The 1,839-nt window shown below is 38.6% G+C and carries 1 protein-coding gene; it reads right to left on the bottom strand.

The features are described from left to right. Positions 1–452: 452 nt before the first annotated feature. On the bottom strand, positions 453–1,727 hold the full coding sequence (locus tag CDZ88_RS17220; protein WP_100372342.1) for an IS110 family RNA-guided transposase: 1,275 nt from the start codon (positions 1,725–1,727) through the stop codon (positions 453–455). Positions 1,728–1,839 lie beyond the last annotated feature (112 nt).

Genomic DNA, 1,839 nt, shown 5'->3' with positions numbered 1-1,839 from the left:
CTCCTTCTTCAACTCCCTCAGTTAGATAGGTATATCTCTCAAATGCTCACTTATTCGCAGGATTTCAAACCACTTGTAAGAACAGTAATAGATGATTGGAATGAGTGTCGGTCCATTTTGGCTACATGAAGGCATGCTGAAATAAAGGAGGTAGATAAAACTCCAGTTATTACCATATAATGCACGTATTCTCCACGCCGCCCCTGGAGGCTATCCCTCCCATGTCTCAACGGGTCTAAGCCCTATCATTCCTTCGTCATGCCTATCCAAGGGGTGGAGGCCGGTTTTGCTATCGGAACGGGTCATTGCCCTTTGGTTGAAGACATCCAGTACTCCGTGCTTTCTTTGAAATCCTACGAATAAGGCAACATTCAATAAAAAATTAACGGGTAATTACTTACTTTTAGTACTCCTTAAAATTTTAATGGAATTCCTTGTGTTTAGAATAAGCTTTATGCTGCTAGAGGTTCTAAAGCGTGAACTTTATTAGGACAATAAGACTCATTTTTTCGAGATATTCCAACTAATATTCGTGCAAGTTTCCCAAGCAGTTTCATAATTGATTTCATTTTTTTCATTTTTTTTACTTTCACATTATTGGAGTGAAGCTCTTTAAATTCAGGATTGTTCATGACAAGGCTCATGGTCGCTAAATACAAGAAACGTCGTAGCCGGGATCTGCCGCGTTTAGAAATGACAATTTGTCCTTTCCATTTACCCGAGCTAGCTTCTGCTAGATGTAATCCCGCGTATCGCAATAGGGAATTACCGTGAGAGAAGCCGCTTAGATCTCCTGCTTCTCCTAAAATGCCAGCTAGTGAAATTTCACTAATTCCTTTAATGGCAAGTAGTTTATTTGCGAATGTAATTTGTTCGAGTACACCAGTCACTTCTTTTTCAACTCTTTCAAGTTGAACTGTAGCGAGATCAAATTCTTCAAGCAATTGTTCTAGGTGTAATTTATAAGCATCATGTGCTTGTTGATTACCAACAGAATGCTTAGCTAATTCAACTAGTGATTGGGCTTTTTTTAGTCCAGCGTGTCGCTTCATTTTTGTTTTCCATCCTTCAACGATATCCTGGGCTTCCATGGAACGTAATTCGATGGGGGTAGGGAATAAGCGAAGGGTTGCGATTGCCCCTTTCCCTTTTATGTCCTTAAACACTTGTCGAAGTTCAGGGAAGATAAGATCTACCCATCGATTTAATTGATTGATGGAACTGACAAGCCGTTTAACAATCACATCACGGTTAGCCATAAGTACTCGAAGTTTTTCAAAAGCTTCTGGAGTTGGACGGATAAAGGCATAATAACCATTCTTCACCATATCAGCGATTACGAGAGCGTCTTTTTTATCACTCTTAGATTGAGTATTATCTCGATTTTCTTTATTCTTTTTGACAAGATGAGGGTTAACCGTTACCACATCAACGTTTTGTTCATATAGCCATTTTGATAGATTAAGCCAGTAATGTCCGGTAGGCTCCATACCTACAATCGATGTATTGAAATTTTTTGTTTCTTTTAATTCATTGATCCACTGCAGTAATCTAGTAAAGCCTTCTTCATTATTTTCAAAAGATAGAGGATCGCCTACTACAATCCCACGGAAGTTCACAGCTCGAGCAACGTGAACTTGTTGTGCAATATCCACACCAACAACGAGATGTTTATCAGAAATTCGTTCAATTAGTTGATTTTGTTTGTCTTGCATTTTAAACTTCATAGTAGAGCTTCCTCCTTAGATTTTGAGTTTTAGAGTGGTGTCTATACTCATATCTTACTGAGGAGCTCTATTTTTTTCAAAGTTGAAAATTAACGCTCTACAGGAATGCTAT

Origin of the sequence: Bacillus sp. FJAT-45037, assembly GCF_002797325.1 — a bacterium.
Classification (GTDB): Bacteria; Bacillota; Bacilli; order Bacillales; family Bacillaceae_D; genus Alkalihalophilus.
Note: the sequence above shows the minus strand (reverse complement) of the source record. Positions and strands in the feature narration are given on the sequence as shown.

What these genes read in the sequence shown, in the direction of transcription:
- CDZ88_RS17220 (WP_100372342.1), bottom strand. Translation starts at nt 1,727, where the DNA reads ATGAAGTTTAAAATGCAAGACAAACAAAATCAACTAATTGAACGAATT.